We start from the raw sequence: 15,929 nt of genomic DNA, 5'->3' as shown, positions 1-15,929 counted from the left end.
GGTCGCCACCGATGTTCCGCTCGTAGTCGGAGACATGCGGATCGATGCCGGGCGCATGCGCCAGCGGTTCGCCTTTTGCCGCGAGTTCGTGAATGTCTGAGTTGCGCACGGCGCGATGCTTCTGGCAGGTCGGCGCCGGATAACCGCCGCACATGCCGCCATTGTCGAACACGCGCGAAGAATGTTCGGAGGTGTGGAGCCGCAGATGCGACGTCTTGTTGATCAGCCAGGTCGAGACGAAGGAACAGCCGCCGCGATATTTGCCGGCACCGCCGGAGTTGGGCACGATCGAGCGGCCGATATAGACCATCGGCATCGACTGTTCCCAGACCTCGATGTTGCCCATGTCGGATTCCGGGTTCCAGCCGACATAGGCGGTGTCGAGACCATCCTTGATGGCGAGCGCGCCGGAGCCGGCGGCGGCGCATTCAAAATGGGCCATGCCGAACGGCGTGCCGTACTGGCTCTCGCCGCCCATCTCGATCATCGGGCTGTTGACCTGGCCGACGAAGGCCTCCTCGACGAAGCCGCGGGCGACAAAACTGCGCGACAAAAGCCGCTGGAAGACGCCATAGGCCGGCAGCAGCAAAGCCCATGAGGTGGCGGTCGCCACCATCTCGTTGTCGGGGTTGGTCCAGGTGCCGTGCGGCAGTTTCAGTTCGGTCGCCATCCACGCGCCGTCATTGACCAGCCCTTCGAAATTCATGTGCTGGGTCAAGGTGACGAACATGCCGCCATCCATGCCGGCCGGCGTGCAGTTCATCGAATGGTAGCCCCAGGGCTGCGTGCCCTCGAAGTCCATGGTGATCTTGCCGTCGGTGGTGATCTCCATCTCGATCGGGATGTTGTAGAGCCAGTCCGGATCGCCGAGCAGCTGGAAGCCGGGTTTGCCTGCGGTGACGTGGCCGTAAAAAGTGTGGCCGCGATAGATTCCGGGGACGGTGAGCTGGCGGGTGCGGGCGAGCTGGGCACGGCGGCCTTCCTCGATGAACTCCTTCGACACCTTCATCCAGTAGTCGAGGCCGATCTCGGAGATCAGCTGCTTGACGCTTTCGCGCATGTCGATGCAGGATGCGACTTTGGCCTTCTCGTCGAGCACCCAGTAGATCGGCATTCGCAGATTGCGCTCGCAGCGGATGACGTAGTCGCGGCGGATCTCGTCGTTCTCGCCGATCTTCTCGGCGCAGACGAACAGACCCTCGGTGAAGCGCTCCTGCGCGAGACACACATCACCGCCTGGGGTAATGCCGCCAGCCTCCAGCTCGTGGCAGACGGCGCCGGCCCAGCCGACAAGCGTGCCTTCATGAAAGATAGGCACCACGTCCATCACGTCGGGCACCTGCACAGTGCCTATGAAGGCGTCGTTGTTGGCGAAAATGTCGCCTTCGCGGATGCGCGGGTTGTCCTCGTAGCCGTTTTTGATCATCCATTTGATGAAGCGGCTCATCGTATGGACGTGCACCATGATGCCGTTGGAGAGAGCGATGGCGTCGCCCTCGGGCGTGTAGATGGCGACCACCATTTCGCCGACCTCGCGCACGCCGGGCGAGGCCGAGATGCGGCGCGCCATTTCGCGCGCCGAGACGCAATAGGCGCGTAGCTTGGTGTGCAGCGTCTCGAATTTCAGCGGATCCTGGTTGCGCAGCGTGAGTTCCGTAATGCCGTCATAGCAACCGGTCTCTTCCATCAGCCGCTCGGAATCGAGCAGTCTTTCGCGAAGGCGCAGGGCCGAGGCAGGTTTGTCCAACATGGCGGTCGCCCTCTCAAGCGTGGGTGTAGTGCAGCAGCGTCCATTCATCGACATGGACACGGTCCTGCGGATGAACGACGAGCGTGGTGGCGGGATGTTCGATGATGGCCGGGCCGATGACTTCGTGGCCTGGCTGAAGCAGATCCATCTCGTAGAGATTGGCCTTGTGCCAGCGCCCACCGATATAGGCCTCGCGCACGCCCTTGTGGGCGGCTGCCGGGTTGGAGGCGCCGAGCGGCCGCTTGAGCAGCACCGGCTTGACCTTGTCGGCGGTGGCGATCAGCCCGAGTTCGGTGATGGTGAAGCCGGCTTCGCCATAACGCGACACGCGATGGTTGACCTTGGCATAGACCGCCTCGAACTCGTCGATAACCCTGCGCATGTCGTCGGCCGAACCGACCTTGGCAAGCGGCGCCATGACTTCGACGTCCTCGAGCTGGCCGGTGTAGCGCATCATCAGGAACGGCACGGTCCTGATCTTCTCCCTGGTATGGCCGTCGGCGATCATCTCGTCGACCGCTGCCTTGGTCAGGTCGTTCCAGACCGTGGTGACCTTGGCGCCGAAGGCGGCCAGCGTAGCCTCGTCGGCGCGTGACGGGATGTCGTGCTGGGTGGAGACGGAATGACGCCGCATGAAATCGGCCGTGGTGCAGCCGAAGGCGGAGAAGGCGGCCGCGAACTGGAAGGTGATGATGTCCTTGAAGCCGATGCCCCTGGAGCAGCCGGCCAGATGCAAAGGTCCCGAGCCGCCATAGGACAGCAGCGTGAATTCGGAGGGATGGATGCCTTGCCCGGAAATGACCCGGCGCAGCGCGTTGTTGGCATCGGACTCCAGCATGTCGATCATGCCTTCCGCGGCTTCCTCGACACCAACGCCGAGCACGCTGGAGCACTTTTCCTCGAAGGCGCGGCGCGCCTTTTCGACCTGCAGCACGACCTTGCCGCCCAGGAAATAGTGTGGGTTGAGGCGGCCGAGGATGGCGTCGCAATCGGCGATGGTCGGCTCGGTGCCACCGCGATCGAAGCAGATCGGACCGGGATCCGAGCCGGCGCTTTCCGGCCCAAGCGAGACCTTCTTGGTCAGGGGATCGACCTTGAGGATCATGCCGGCGCCGGCGCCGATCGTGTCGAGATGCAGCGTCGGCACGTTGAGCTTGAAACGGTCCATCAGCGGCTCGTTCTCGATTCGCGTCTGGCCGCGTGTGATGACGCCCATGTCGAAAGAGGTGCCGCCCATATCCGAGCAGATCAGCGAATCATTGCCGATCAGCTTGCCGACATAGGCAGCACCGAGGATGCCGCCGATCGGGCCGGAGATCATGGTTTCGTGCAGGCGCGGATGGTTGATCGAGGTCAGGCCGCCGAAGGAGAGCAGCGTCTGCACGCCATATTTGAAGCCGTATTTCTTCGAGACGTCCTCGATACCCCTAAGCTGCTTGCGGCCGCGCGAGGTGGCGTAGGCCTCGATCAGCACCGAATTCAGCCGCGACTGCTCGCGGATGACCGGGCGGACCTCATGGCTGGTGTAGACGATGATGTCGGCGCCGGCCCTGTCGACCTCCGCGCGGCAGATCTCGGCGATGCGCTTCTCGTGCACCGGATTGACATGCGAGAAGATGGTCATGATGCAGATCGCCTCGACCTTGTCGGCGATCAATTTTTTCGCGGCGATGGAGACCTCGTGTTCGTAGAGCGGCAGCACGACGTCGCCGAACTGGTCGATGCGCTCGGTGACGCCATGCGTGCGGCGGCGCGGCACCAGCGGATCGGGATGATGATGCGTGACCGCGTGCAGCCGGTCGGCGTAGGAATAATCGGCCCAGGCCTGCAGCCCGCGGCCCATCAGGATCATGTCCTCAAGGCCCTTGGTGGTGATCAGGCCGAGCCGGCGGCCGGTGCGCGACAACAGTGTGTTGAGCATGCCGGTGCCGGAATAGAGCACGACGTTGACGCCGGAAAACAATGATTCCAGCGAGATGCCCCAGGCATCCGCCGCGTCCTCGGCAGACGCGAGAAAACCTTCGGCTTCGTTCTTCGGCGTGGTCGCCGACTTGCCGATCTTGAAGTGGCCGTCCTGATCGACAAGAATCGTGTCGGTCATGGTGCCGCCGGCGTCGATACCGATGACGATTGGATTGCCGACGATGGGGCCGGTGAGATTGGGTTGGGTCACGGTCGCCTCGGGATCTGGTCTAGGTTGACGCAAGGCTAGATTCGATGGGCGGCTTCGCGCCATATGCCTAAAGACATAATGACGGCTGAGCTGACATCGCCGAAAAAAGGGCATGCGCATGGGGACCATCTGGGCGCCGCTCGCCAAAGCGATCGCCGCCACCGGCACGGACAGGCATGTCGACTGCCTGATCGACCTGATCGGCGCGGATATCGAGCACGACCTCGTCACGGTGACGCGCTATTCGACGACGCAGACACCCGAATTCATCAAACACCGACGCTTCTCGGACGAAATGGTCCGGCGCTATCTCGACAATTACTATGTCTTCGACCCGTTCTATGCGTCGTGGCGACGCGAGCGAAGGCTGGGCATCATGCCGCTGAAACGGCTTGCCAACGATGAGGCCAAGCGCGGCCAGTACATAGCCGGCTTCCTGGCGCAGTCGGAGATCTGCGACGAGGTCGGCATCATGCTGGCGGACGGCGGCGACTGGTGCCTCGGCATCTTCCTCGACCGCTCGACCACGCTATTCAAAGACAGCGAGATCGCCCTGCTGGATGAACGGCTGCCGGTGTTCGAGGCGCTGCATGCGCTCGACATCAAGGCGCGCGGAACGGAATTCTCCCGCACGTCAGCGCCGACAGGCCTCGGCGCCTCGCCCCGCCAGGAACCGACCATTCCAGCCAGCCTGTGGCCGGAGCTGTCACTGCGCGAGCGGGAGTTGGTCCAACTGATCCTCGCCGGTCACCCGACGGCCAACATCGCCGAACGCCTCGGCATCACCGTCGGCACGGTCAAGAACCATCGCCGGCGCATCTATGAGAAGCTCGACATCACCACGGAGCGGGAATTGTTTTTGCAGTTCTTCCAGCATCGGGTCGACCGATAGCCCGGGTTCGGACAGCTAAGCGGGTTACGCTTTTCCCGTTGCAGGTTAGAGCTCATCCTCCCAATTGGCGCCGCCATAGAGCACACGGAAGATCACCACTTGGTCGGATTCGACTGTAAAGGTCACCGTTACACGGCGCTCGAAACCGACAACCCGAAGGCCCTGGCCGCAGATCGTCACGGCGTGTTCCGCGCTCCGAGGCGTAGTCGAGACCCTGGCAGTAGGCTTCGATACGCTCGATATAGCGTATGGCCGTGACGTTGCCGGCGGCGATCTCGATGGTGTCGTATATCCATCTTAAGTCCGCTAAGGCTTCCGGCAACAGAACAATATGCCGGCGCTTCACACATCCCTCTTAAAGCGGGCGGCGTGGTGAGCGCGGATGTCGTCAAAAGCCTGGTTGGCTGGGATAACTCGGGAAGGATCCGCCTTCCACCTGTCATAGGTCGGCACAACCTCCTCGCGGAGCCAGCGCTCTACGGCCGCGTCGCGCTCTTGCAGGGCGCGAAGGCCGGCGCGGATCACTTCACTGCTGGTCGCGTAGGTTCCTGATTCAACGAGACGGTCGATGAAAGCAGCCTGCTCTGTTGGCAGGCTGAAGGTGCGCTTTTCGGTGGCAGCCATGATTTCTCCTATAATGTCGGTGTGATTATATCATACCAACATCCAATACGTTAGAAAACCTGTCGGCCCAAGAAACCGACATCGGCACTGCTAGCAGTCTCAAAATTCCTCTTGCGGAACCGCGCCGTCCCGGCTTAGTCTTTGCCTTCTCGCAAAAATGAAATTTAATTCCATTTGCCTGCAACCTTCTAGCCAGCATCGTGCCCCAGGAAAAATGAACGGCCCAATCGACTAAGAAAATATTTGATATATCATCTACCAGAACGGAAATAGCTGACATGGTCCAGCAGACATCGATCCAGCCATCGGCGCCCTGGTTGCGGCTAGATGTCGATGATTCGGACTGGACCGACGCCGAGGTGTCGAGCCTGGTGCGCTGGTATCACCAGATGCTGCTCATCCGCCGTTTCGAGGAAAAGGTGCTCGATCTGGCCCATGCCGGGCTGGTGCATGGTCCGGCCCACGCCAGCATCGGACAAGAGGCCACGGCGGTCGGCGCCATGTCCGTGCTCGGCACCGGCGACCGCATCAACGGCACCCACCGTGCCCATCACCAGGTGCTGGCCAAGCTTGTCAACGCGCAGACGCCCGGCGGATTCGACCCGCTGCATGATGCTTTCAACCCAGGCATGCAGGGATCGGTTCGCGGCCTGATGGCCGAGATCATGGGCCTCAAGTCAGGCTATTGCGGCGGCCGTGGCGGCTCGATGCATATGCGCGACGATGCCTCCGGCATCCCAGGCACCAGCGCCATTATCGGCGGCAACCTGCCGCACGCGGCGGGCTATGCGCTCGCCAACAAACTGCTCGGCACCGGCAACATCTCGGTCGCCTTCTTCGGCGACGGCACGATGATGGCGGGACCGGCCTACGAGGCGATGAACATCGCCGCGCTCTACCGGCTGCCGGTGATCTTTTTCGCCGAAAACAATCTCTATGCCGTCTCCACGCACATCAACGAGCAGACGCGCGAGACGCGGCTGGCCTCGCGCGGACCTATGCTCGGCTTTCGTGGCATCGAATGCGACGGCATGGATGTGGTGGCAGTCCACCATGCCATGCGCGAGGCGCGCCGGACGATTGAGGAAGACGGCGGCCCGGTGCTGGTCGAGGCGCTCTGCTATCGGTTTCTACACCAGAGCGGCGCCCGCCCGGGCAGCGAATTCGGCTACCGCACGCGCGCCGAGGAAGACGTCTGGAAAGCGCGCGACCCGCTTGCGACGATGGCGGCTCGCCTGAAGACGATGGGCATCCTGAACGCTTCGGACCTCGGGACACTCGACCAGCGCGTCATGGAGGCGGTCAACACCGCTGCCGATTCCCTGACCGAGATGAGCGGCAACGCGCTGCGCATTCCTGATCATCTGTGGCCGGACCCAAGCGACGTCGACAACCAGATCCGCGGCGATCTTTCCGAACTGAAGGGCGAGCGCTTCCTCGAGATCGAGGACGTGCCGCCGGCCGACACCAGGCCGGTCAAGTTCATGGTTGCCGCGTCCGAGGTCATCGCTCGCGCCATGGAGCAGGACCCGCGCATCATCATCATGGGCGAGGATGTGCACCGGCTGCGCGGCGGCGTTTCGGGCGCCACAAAGGGCGCGCTGGAGCGCTGGCCGGAGCGTGTGCTGGCGATGCCGATCGCCGAGAATGGCTTTGTCGGCGTGGCGCTGGGTGCAGCGCTTTGCGGCTTGCGGCCGATCGTCGAGATCATGTTCGGCGACTTCTGCCTGGTTGCCGCCGACCAGCTGTTCAACGCGGTCAGCAAGGTGCGCCACATGTTCGGCGGCGGCTTTCCGGTGCCAATCGTGGTCAGGGTGCGCGTCTCGCCGCACACCGGCTACGGCTCGCAGCATTCGGGCGATCCGTCCGGCCTGTTCGCCCTGTTTCCCGGCTGGCGCATCGTCGCGCCGACGACGCCCTTCGACTATATCGGCCTGATGAATTCAGCGCTGAAATGCGACGATCCGGTCGTCGTCATCGAGCATGTCGAGCTGTTCCCGAGCGAAGGCCCTGTGCCTGCGGACGACCGCGACTATTGCGTGCGGCTCGGCAAGGCGAAGATCGTCAGGCCGGGCAGCGCCTGTACACTGCTCACCAGCGCCAGCATGGTTGCCGTCGCCAGCCAGGTGGTCGAGGAGACCGGCGTCGATGCCGAGATCATCGACCTGCGCAGCCTCGACCCGACCGGGCTCGACTGGCCGCTGGTGGAGGCCTCGATCCGCAAGACCAACCGGGTAGCCGTCATCGAACAGGTGCAGCGTGGGCTATCGCTTGGCGGACGACTGACACAGGAGATTCAGGATCGCGTGTTCGATTATCTCGATCACGAGATCCTGCATGTGACGGGAAGCCTCTCGGCTCCCGTCGTATCGGCCCCGCTCAACCGCGCCGCACTGGGCGGCGCTGAAAAGCTCAAGGCCGCGCTTCAATCCCTCACTGCCGTGGGTGGATAGAGCGAACGCATTGCCACAAAGATCCGACAAGAAAATGGGAGAACTGACATGAGCATCCTACAGAGAAACAAGACCAGGGCGAAGATGCTGGCAGCCGTGCTGCTGGCCACCAGCGCCTTCTGGGCGCCGGCCACGTTCGCGCAGGACAGCAAGCCGCTGGTCATTGCGCGCAACATCGACCTCAACTCGCTCGATCCGCACCGCGCCTTCTGCGACACCTGCCAGATCTACAATTCCAGCGTCTATGAATCGCTGCTGACGCTGGACAAGGACAACAAGCTGATCCCGCTGCTCGCTTCCAAATGGGAAGGCAATGCCGACCAGAGCAGCTTCACCTTCACGCTCGACCCGGCCGCCAAATTCTCGGACGGTTCGCCGGTCGAAGCCAAGGACGTGAAATGGTCCTGGGAGAGGCTAAAGAACCTCAAGGGCAGCGCCTCGTTCCTGATGGACAATGTCGCCTCGATCGAGACCCCGGACGCGCATACGGTGGTCGTCAAGATGGTCGCGCCGAGCTCCGAATTCCTCAACATCGCGGCGGCGCCCTACGCAGCGGTCGTCAACAGCAAGGTTGCTTCCGAAGCCGGCGCCAAGGCCGATGCGGACGCTTCGACGACAGACAATGCCGAGGCCTGGTTCCTGGCGCATTCGGCCGGCAGCGCGCCGTTCGTGCTGAAATCCTATGAGCCCAATTCGGAACTGCGGCTGGCGCGCAACGACAAGTACTGGCGCACCGCGCCGGCGCTGAGCGAAGTCGTCATCCGCCAGACCAAGGATGCGGTGGCGCAGGCACAGATGCTGCAGAGCGGCACCGCCGACATCGCCATGCAGATCGACCCGGACACGGCCAAGACGATGACCGGCAGCGACGTGAAAATCGAGACCGTGCCGTCCTACAATTTCATCTATGTGGCGCTGTCGCCCGGCGCCAAGGCCAACAAGGTTCCGCTGACGCCCGAAGTGCGCGAGGCCATTTCGCTCGGTCTCGACCGTCCGAGCATCCTGGACTTCACCATCGGCTCCGAGGGCCAGTTGATCAGCGCACCGATCCCGCTCGGCTTCCCCGGCGGTTCGGGCTTCGAGGCGCAACCCTATGACGTCGCCAAGGCAAAGGAACTTCTGGCCAAGGCCGGCCATGCCGACGGCTTCGAGATGGAAGCGGCGTTTCCCGGCATGAACGTCTATGGCGTCGATCTGTCGCTGTTGATGCAGAAGGTTCAGCAGGATTTGGCCAAGATCAACATCAAGCTCGACCTGCAGCCGATCCCCTTCGCCAACTGGCGCGAACGCGTCAATGGCGACGGCATCCCGATGACGGCGGTGTTCTACGCGCCGGACTATTACGGCACGTCGCAATACGTCGATTATTTCGCCATGACCAAGGGCAGCCCGTGGGCGCGCCGCGCCGGCGCGGTGCGCGACCCGTCGGTGCTCAATCCGAAGGAAGCGGATATCTACAAGGCAGCCCTTGCGGCAAGCGGCGACGAGGCCGCCAAGCTGTGGCATCAGGCCGGCGAGGAGATGATCAAGGACAGGATCATCCTGCCGTTGATCAGCCCGAACCTGATCCTGGCCTACAAATCGGACGTCAAGGGCGTGCGTTACAGCGCCTGCTGCAACCTCCCGCTGGCGGAACTCAGCCACTGAGCGAAAAGATGCGGGAGGCGGCCAGCCGCCTCCCGCTTCCTCATCCTGGACGGTCAGCAAATCCTGTTCTTCCAGCATTAAGATCAATATATGATATATCAATACGCGGAGAACTCGCTATGACTTCCCTGATCAACTCCAAAGACCAGTTGCTGCGCGAGCGCGCGGCCTCGGTCATTCCGGGCGGCATGTGGGGGCACATGGCGACGCGCTATCTCGGCTCCGCCTATCCGCAATTCTTCGAGCGCGCCGACGGCTGCCGGGTCTGGGATGTCGATGGCCGCGAGTACATCGACCTGATGTGCAGTTGGGGCCCCAATATCCTCGGCCACCATCACCAGGCGGTCGAGGCAGCGGCCGAGCGGCAGCGTCGCCTGGGCGATGCGATGAACGGCCCTGGCGAGGTGTTGGTCGAGCTGGCCGAACTGCTGGTCAAGACCGTCGCGCATGCCGACTGGGCGATGCTGCAGAAGAACGGCACCGACGCCACCACGGCCTGCGTGACGATCGCACGCGCCGGCACCGGCCGGCGCAAGGTGCTGGTCGCGCGCGGCTCCTATCACGGCGCCGTGCCGTGGTGCACGCCTTCGCTCGCCGGCGTCACCGCCGAGGACCGCGCCCATATCGTCCATTTCGACTACAATGATGTTGCCAGCCTCGAGGCAGCCGTCGAGCAGGCCGGCAGCGATCTTGCCGCCGTCGTCGTCACCGCTTTCCGCCACGATATCGCCCGCGACCAGGAACTGCCGACCGCCGCCTTCGCCAGACGGGCGCGCGAGCTCACCACCGCCGCCGACGCGGCGCTGATCGTCGATGATGTCAGGGCCGGCTTCCGCATCGATCTCGCCGGCAGCTGGGAACCGCTCGGCGTACGGCCGGACCTGTCCGCTTTCTCGAAGGCGATCGCCAATGGCTATCCGCTTGCCGCGATCACCGGCACCGACCGGTTTCGCGAAGCCGCGACCAAGGTCTATGTGACGGGGTCGTTCTGGTATGGCGCCGTCGCCATGGCCGCCGCGATCGCCACCATCAACACGCTGCGCGACACCGACGCCATCTCCAGGATGACTGAAGCCGGCGACAGGCTGCGCTCAGGCCTCGATGCGGCAGCGAAGAAGCATGGCCTGTCGCTTCGCCAGACCGGCCCGGTGTCGATGCCGATGGTGCTCTTCGACGGCGATGCCGAATTCAAAAAGGCCGACGCCTTCTGCTCGGCCGCCTTGCGCGAGGGCGCCTATTTCCACCCCCGGCACAACATGTTCCTGAGTGCCGCGCATACCGCAAAAGACATAGATCTCGCCCTGCAGGCTGCCGATGCCGGCATGGCCGCAGCGGCGCAGGTGGCGTGACCAGCGCCGATGCGGTGGGAAGGAACAAATCGCTCAGCCGACGGCCGACACCAGGCGGCCGTTCTGCGCCGCGCGGCGCAGTTCCTCGGGCGTGACCGCACCGTCGTTCAGCCGTTCGAGAACCTTGACCAACAGGCGTCCGCCTTCGATCATGTCCTGCTGAATGCCCTTGCGCACGCCGTTCTCGTCACGCGCCCGCAGCGCGTCGAGAATGTCGAGGTGCCGGTGGCGGCCGTCGTAGGTCGGCCTGGCGTGCGGGTATTGATAGTTCACCAGCGGACCGTTGCGCAGCCAGATGCCCTCGATGATCGCCAGCAGCTCCGGCATTTGCGCCGCCTGGTAGATGGAATGGTGGAATTCCCAATTGTCGCGGACGGCTTCGAACCAATGGCCATTGTCCTCGTTGGCAATCAGTCTGTCATGCACCTCGGCCAGACGGTCGATCTCCCGTGGCTCGATGCGCGTTGTTGCCGCCGCCCCCGCCATGCCTTCGAGATGCAGCCGGATGCTGCGCAACTCCAGATATTGGGCCAGCGACAGCTGGGCGACGGTGATCGAACGACCGGCCTCCATCTCCAGACCCTTTTCGCGGACCAGCTGCATCAGCGCCTCGCGCACTGGCGTCTCAGACACCTGAAGGCTGGCGGCAAGGTCGCGGATCTTGAAGCGATGGCCCGGCCAGAAGCGGCCCTCCATCATGGCGCGGCGAAGCTCCTCGTAGACGCGCGTCGTCAGATTGTCGCGCGCGATCGGCGCGATAGAAGCAGTCACATCCGCTCTCCGTTCTTGCAGCGGCGCCGGCGTCGCCTGCGTCGCGTGGGCTGTGTATATGATACCACGAATGGCCTGACCACCGACATGAGACAGGCAACTGCGAGACGGGCAGCCATGGTGCAGACGGACATGAGACGGGGCGCATGACCGCGACGCCTTCACTCCTGTTCGGCGCCATAGCCGACGATCTGACCGGCGGCACCGAGCTGGCGTCGATGCTGGTGGCGCGCGGCATTCCAACGGGATGCACGGTCGGACTGAGTGCGCCGATCCCACCAGGCAATCTTGCCCATGTGATCCTGCTGAAGACCCGCGTCATCGCGGCCAGCGATGCGGTGCGCCAGGTTCTGGAGGCGGCGGACCGGCTGCTTGAAGCTGGTGCCCGGCAGATCTTCTTCAAATATTGCGCCACTTTCGATTCGACACCTGCCGGCAACATCGGTCCTTGCGCCGAGGCGCTGCTCGAGCGCCTCGGCGGCGGCGTCACGCTGTTCACTCCGGCGCTGTGTGAGACCGGCCGCACCGTCTATCAGGGACACATGTTCGGCGGCGCCCAATTGCTGGGTGAATCGCCCAAGCGCTTCGATCCGCTGACGCCGATGACCGATTCCAATCTGGTTCGCGTGCTGCAGGCGCAGAGCAAAGGCAAGGTCGGGCTGGTGCCCTATCTCGTCGTCGATGCCGGGGCGGAGGCCATCCGCAACGCCATACGAGAGCACAGCGCGGGCGGCGAGACGCTGCTGGTCACCGACACGATCCGCGAGCGCGACCTGGTTGCGATCGCGGAAGCGACCTTCGACCTGCCGCTGATGACCGGCAATTCCTCGGTCGCCGCGCATCTGCCACCGGCCTGGCTCACGCATGGGCTGCTGAATTCAGTCGATCTCGTTACCGCCAGCCTGCCGGCCATAAACGGCCCAGCGGCGGTGCTGGCCGGCAGCGTTGCCGACCGCACCATCGAACAGCTCGAACGCTTTGCGCAAAACAATCCACTGCTGACGATCGATCTGGCCAGCGCCTTCGCCGGCGCCGATGTCGTGGCCGAAGCGCGTGCCTTCGCCCAGCGGCATTTGCCCGGCACGATGATCGCCATTGCCACGACGGCGCCGCAAGCGACGGTCGAAGCGCTGCAGCAGGCGCATGGCCGCAACGCGGTGGCGGCAAAGGCGGAAGAGATGCTGGCCGGGATTGCACACATTCTTGTGCTCGAACTCGGTGTGCGGCGGCTGGTCGTCGCCGGCGGCGAGACCGCCGGTTCGGTGGTCAAGGCGCTCGGCATCGACCGCATCGCCATGGGTGCCTATGAGGGGCCGGGACTGTCGCGTGCCACTGCCCACCTCCCCGGCCTGCCATCCGAGCCGCTGGCGCTGATGTTGAAATCGGGGAAGCTCGGCGGCCCGGATATTTTCGCCGACGTCCTGCAAGACATGACACGGGCGACCACCGTCGCGCCGGCGATCGATATATGGCCACCGGCAAAACCTGTCATGCGGCCAACCACAGGAAAAGCATCGTGATGGACACCGAGACTGCACGCGCCAGCCTGATCACCGCGACGCAGACGCTGGACGCCAGCGGAATGAATGTCGGCACCACCGGCAACATCAGTGTGCGGACGACAAGCGGCATGATGATCACGCCGACGGGAATAGCTACAAGCGCGCTTCGGCCGGAGCAGATGGTGCCGATGCAACTCGATGGCAGCTGGGAGGGGGCGTTCCGGCCGTCGAGCGAATGGGAAATGCACGCCGAGATCTACAAGGCTTTCCCCGAGGCCGGTGCCGTCGTGCATGCCCATCCCGACCATTGCGTGGCGCTATCGTGCCTGCGCGAGGGACTGCCGCTGTTCCATTACATGGTCGCGGGTTTCGGTGGCGATGATGTGCGCTGTTCGGACTATGCGCTGTTCGCGTCAAGCGAACTGGCCAAGGTTGCCGTCGTCGCGCTCAAGGACAGGTCGGCCTGCCTGCTCGCCAATCATGGCATGATCGCTTTCGGCGGCGATCTCGACACGGCGCTCGTCCGCACCATCAAGCTCGAGACCTTGGCGCGGCAATACCTTTTGGCGCGCAGCGCCGGTACACCGGTGCTCATCGAGGGCAGCGAGATCGCCGCCATTCGGGGGCGGTACAAGAATTACGGCCAGCAGAAGTAGCCGGCCGAGCAATTCCGGGAGCGGCTCTTCGCGCTCTTGAAGTTAAGAACCACCAGTCGTCGAACCGCAAATGCGAGACGAGGGCTGCCACGTTCCGTGGAAGATCAGGCGGGGATCGGTTCGGCGGCAGGCGCATAGACGCTGACAGCCCCGGAGCCGATCAGTTGGTCGATGGTCTCGGCGCTGTAGCCGAGCACGTCGGCCAGCACGGCAGCTGTGTCCTGGCCCAGCATCGGCGGCGCGGTAAAGTCGGCGGTCAGCTGCGCGGCAAGTCCCTGTGCCGGGCGCACCATGGCGACGGAGCCGAGATGCGGATGCGGCAAGGTCTGGACGAGGCCACGCTCACGCACATTGGGACTGTCGAAGACTTCCGGTATCGATTTTACGGTGCCGGCCGGCACGCTGGCGGCGGCGCAGGTTGCCATCCAGTGGTCGCGCGTCCGCGTCTTGAAGGCAGCCGCCAATTCGGGGATCAAAGCCTCGCGGTTGGTGGCACGCGCGCCTGCCTTGATGAAGCGCGCATCCCCAGCCAGATGTGGCAGATCAAGGACCTTCTCGCACAGCGCCGCGAACTGGCGGTCATTGCCGACGGCCAGCGCGAAGCCGCCATCGGAGGCCTCGAATATCTGATAGGGGACAACCGTCGGATGCGCATTGCCGTAGCGGGCGACCTCGCGGCCGGTGTTGAGGTAACCGCTGCCGATATTGATCAGCAGGCTGAGCGCGCAGTCGATCAGCGACAGGTCGAGGAACTGGCCCTTGCCGGTCGTCGCGCGCTCGTAAAGCGCTGCCAGGATCGACTGCGTCGAGACCATGCCGCAGACGATGTCGGTGATGGCGACGCCGACGCGCATCGGCTCGCCATTGCTCTCGCCAGTGATGGCCATCAGGCCGCTTTCGGCCTGCATGACGAAATCATAGCCGGGCCGTCCGGCATCGGGCCCGGTCTGACCATAGCCGGAGATCGAGCAGTAGATCAGCCGCGGGTTTGGCGCGCTGAGTTCCTTGAAACCGACGCCGAGGCGGTCGGCGGTGCCGGAGCGGAAATTCTCGACGACGATGTCGGCCTTCGCCGCCAGTTCGCGCACGATGGCCAGCCCCTGCGGGCTTTTCATGTCGAGCGCGATGCTCTGCTTGCCGCGATTGGCGCAGAGATAGTAGGTCGAGACACCCTTGTAGCTCGGCACCGACCACGCCCTGGTGTCGTCGCCGCCATCTATGTTCTCGATCTTCCAGACCTCGGCGCCGAGATCGGCAAGGCTCATCGTTGCCCAAGGACCGGCGAGCACGCGGGAAAGATCGAGAACCTTGATGCCTTCGAGCGGCAGGCGCGCGGATCCTGCCGTACCGGCATTCTCGGAATGGTCCTCAGTCACGATCAAGATTCCTTCGGGTGAATTCGGCAGGCCAATCACACAGTCTTGAACGTGTTGACCGGCTCCGGAAAATGACAGGCGACGCGATGCGAACCGCCAGCCGGATCGAGCGGCGGTTCGACGGCAGCGCAGATCGCCTGCGCCTTGAAGCAGCGCGTGCGGAAGCGGCAGCCGGATGGTGGGTTGAGCGGGCTCGGCACGTCACCGGTCAGTACGATGCGCTCGCGCTTGCGCTCCTTCTCGGGATTGGCGAGCGGCACCGCCGACAGCAGCGCCTGCGTGTAGGGATGCAGCGCCCTCGAATAGAGTTCGGCCGCGGGTGCGATCTCTACGATCTTGCCGAGATACATCACCGCGACCTGGTGCGAGATGTGGCGCACGACCGAAAGATCATGTGCGATGAACAGATAGGATGTGCCGAAAGACTGCTGGATATCCCTGAGCAAATTGAGCACGCCAGCCTGCACCGAAACATCGAGCGCCGAAACCGGTTCGTCGAGGATCACCACTTGCGGGTTCAGCGCAAGCGCCCGGGCGATGACGACACGCTGGCGCTGGCCGCCTGACAGTTCGTGCGGATAGCGCTTGCCATGCTCGGGATTGAGCCGCACCAGTTCGAGCAGTTCGGCGACGCGGGCGCGGCGGTCGGCCGCCGACATGTCGCTCATGCGCAGCGGCTCGGCGACGTTGTCGGCAATGCGCATGCGCGGATGCAGCGACCCGTACGGGTCCTGGA

Annotated in this window: 13 protein-coding genes and 1 pseudogene; 6 read left to right on the top strand and 8 right to left on the bottom strand. The window is 63.8% G+C overall.

The window, feature by feature from the left end:
• The coding region (locus tag EN984_RS03765; RefSeq protein ID WP_127383633.1) for a hydantoinase B/oxoprolinase family protein at positions 1–1,750 on the bottom strand (1,750 nt) is incomplete at its 3' end.
• Positions 1,751–1,763: 13 nt separating this feature from the next.
• Positions 1,764–3,923, bottom strand: coding sequence for a hydantoinase/oxoprolinase family protein (locus tag EN984_RS03760; protein WP_127270869.1), 2,160 nt, complete (start codon positions 3,921–3,923; stop codon positions 1,764–1,766).
• A 112-nt stretch (positions 3,924–4,035) separates the two neighbouring features.
• Here EN984_RS03760 and EN984_RS03755 point away from each other — a divergent pair, with 112 nt between their 5' ends.
• Complete coding sequence (locus tag EN984_RS03755; RefSeq protein ID WP_127267759.1) at positions 4,036–4,815, top strand: LuxR C-terminal-related transcriptional regulator; 780 nt, start codon at positions 4,036–4,038, stop codon at positions 4,813–4,815.
• Positions 4,816–4,860: 45 nt separating this feature from the next.
• Here the strand turns inward: EN984_RS03755 and EN984_RS39475 are convergent, their stop codons facing one another.
• From EN984_RS39475 to EN984_RS03745, 3 genes and pseudogenes are all read right to left on the bottom strand, one after another.
• Positions 4,861–4,995, bottom strand: a complete 135-nt coding sequence (locus EN984_RS39475; protein WP_306663811.1) for a hypothetical protein — start codon at positions 4,993–4,995, stop codon at positions 4,861–4,863.
• 25 nt (positions 4,996–5,020) lie between these two features.
• Positions 5,021–5,161 (bottom strand): annotated as a pseudogene (locus EN984_RS39470) (type II toxin-antitoxin system RelE/ParE family toxin); the annotation flags it as partial.
• A complete protein-coding gene (locus EN984_RS03745) occupies positions 5,158–5,439 on the bottom strand; it encodes a type II toxin-antitoxin system ParD family antitoxin (RefSeq protein ID WP_023811572.1) in 282 nt (93 codons plus the stop codon). The pseudogene EN984_RS39470 and the gene EN984_RS03745, both read right to left, overlap by 4 nt.
• 278 nt (positions 5,440–5,717) lie before the next feature.
• Here EN984_RS03745 and EN984_RS03740 point away from each other — a divergent pair, with 278 nt between their 5' ends.
• The 3 genes from EN984_RS03740 to EN984_RS03730 all read left to right on the top strand — a co-directional run bounded on the left by EN984_RS03740 (position 5,718) and on the right by EN984_RS03730 (position 10,888).
• Positions 5,718–7,892 (top strand): alpha-ketoacid dehydrogenase subunit alpha/beta, encoded by a 2,175-nt coding sequence (locus tag EN984_RS03740; protein WP_127267758.1) that lies wholly within the window; start codon positions 5,718–5,720, stop codon positions 7,890–7,892.
• An 84-nt stretch (positions 7,893–7,976) separates the two neighbouring features.
• A complete protein-coding gene (locus tag EN984_RS03735; RefSeq protein ID WP_164749072.1) occupies positions 7,977–9,539 on the top strand; it encodes an ABC transporter substrate-binding protein in 1,563 nt (520 codons plus the stop codon).
• A gap of 119 nt (positions 9,540–9,658) precedes the next feature.
• Positions 9,659–10,888, top strand: a complete 1,230-nt coding sequence (locus EN984_RS03730) for an aminotransferase class III-fold pyridoxal phosphate-dependent enzyme (protein WP_127267756.1) — start codon at positions 9,659–9,661, stop codon at positions 10,886–10,888.
• A gap of 33 nt (positions 10,889–10,921) precedes the next feature.
• Here the strand turns inward: EN984_RS03730 and EN984_RS03725 are convergent, their stop codons facing one another.
• Entirely contained in the window at positions 10,922–11,659 is a 738-nt protein-coding gene (locus tag EN984_RS03725; protein WP_127267755.1) for a GntR family transcriptional regulator, read from the bottom strand.
• A 146-nt stretch (positions 11,660–11,805) separates the two neighbouring features.
• On the opposite strand from EN984_RS03725, the gene otnK reads away from it, so the two are divergent.
• Both otnK and EN984_RS03715 read left to right on the top strand, forming a co-directional pair.
• Positions 11,806–13,179 (top strand): 3-oxo-tetronate kinase, encoded by a 1,374-nt coding sequence (otnK, locus tag EN984_RS03720; RefSeq protein ID WP_127273327.1) that lies wholly within the window; start codon positions 11,806–11,808, stop codon positions 13,177–13,179.
• Positions 13,179–13,817 carry a class II aldolase/adducin family protein gene (locus EN984_RS03715; RefSeq protein WP_127272706.1) on the top strand — a complete coding sequence of 213 codons (639 nt, stop codon included), beginning with the start codon at positions 13,179–13,181 and terminating at the stop codon, positions 13,815–13,817. The genes otnK and EN984_RS03715 overlap by 1 nt, the downstream gene beginning before the upstream one ends.
• A 104-nt stretch (positions 13,818–13,921) precedes the next feature.
• On the opposite strand, the gene EN984_RS03710 is transcribed toward EN984_RS03715, so the two are convergent.
• Entirely contained in the window at positions 13,922–15,193 is a 1,272-nt protein-coding gene (locus EN984_RS03710) for a CaiB/BaiF CoA-transferase family protein (RefSeq protein WP_127272705.1), read from the bottom strand.
• A gap of 35 nt (positions 15,194–15,228) precedes the next feature.
• Positions 15,229–15,929: oligopeptide/dipeptide ABC transporter ATP-binding protein (locus EN984_RS03705; protein WP_127383632.1), on the bottom strand; the 701-nt coding region annotated here is incomplete at its 5' end.

Origin of the sequence: Mesorhizobium sp. M7A.F.Ca.CA.004.12.1.1, assembly GCF_003997835.1 — a bacterium.
Taxonomy (GTDB): Bacteria; Pseudomonadota; Alphaproteobacteria; order Rhizobiales; family Rhizobiaceae; genus Mesorhizobium.
The sequence above is the reverse complement of the archived record's forward strand: the minus strand, read 5'-3'. Positions and strand labels throughout refer to the sequence as shown.